Source organism: Pseudomonas sp. NPDC087615, assembly GCF_044743445.1.
GTDB lineage: Bacteria > Pseudomonadota > Gammaproteobacteria > Pseudomonadales > Pseudomonadaceae > Aquipseudomonas > Aquipseudomonas baetica_A.
The window spans coordinates 1-783 of sequence record NZ_JBIUWM010000060.1; the positions used below are offsets into that span (position 1 = coordinate 1).

1 pseudogene is annotated in these 783 nt (G+C 55.4%); it reads right to left on the reverse strand.

Annotated features, from left to right (window positions below):
- Positions 1-722, reverse strand: a pseudogene (gene cysD, locus ACIOU6_RS23295) (sulfate adenylyltransferase subunit CysD); the annotation flags it as partial.
- Between the last annotated feature and the right edge of the window lie 61 nt (positions 723-783).

Genomic DNA, 783 nt, shown 5'->3' on the forward strand with positions numbered 1-783 from the left:
AGGAGCATTTCCTGAATGATGTCCGTCAGGCTTTCAGCCTCGGACTCCACCGCGCCCGTCAACGGGTAGCAGCCAAGGGTACGGAAACGCACTTTCTTTTTGACGATGCGCGCTTTGTCCTCATCGGACAGGTGCTCGAGGATTCGGTCGTCGTCGATCATGATCAGCGTGCCGTTCTTCTCGATCACTTCGCGCTCGGCGGCAAAGTACAGCGGCACAATCGGGATGCCTTCGAGGTAGATGTACTGCCAGATGTCCAGTTCGGTCCAGTTCGACAACGGGAACACACGAATGGATTCGCCCTTGTTGACCTTGCCGTTGTAGACGTTCCACAGCTCTGGACGCTGGTTTTTCGGGTCCCAGCGGTGCTTGCTGTCACGGAAAGAGTACACGCGCTCTTTGGCGCGGGATTTCTCTTCATCGCGACGGGCACCGCCGAACGCTGCGTCGAAACCATGCTTGTCGAGCGCCTGTTTCAGGCCCTCGGTTTTCATGATGTCGGTGTGTTTGGCGCTGCCGTGGGTGAACGGGTTGATGTTCTGCGCCACGCCATCCGGGTTGATGTGCGTGATCAGGTCCAGGCCCAGCTCTTCGACCATTTTGTCGCGGAACTTGTACATTTCCTGGAATTTCCAGCGGGTGTCGACGTGCATCACCGGAAACGGCAGTTTGCCCGGGAAGAACGCCTTGCGTGCCAGGTGCAGCATCACGGCGGAGTCTTTTATGTTTGTTTACAGCTTCTGATGTTTATTGAAATTGGAGGATATCTTTTGGATTATGTTT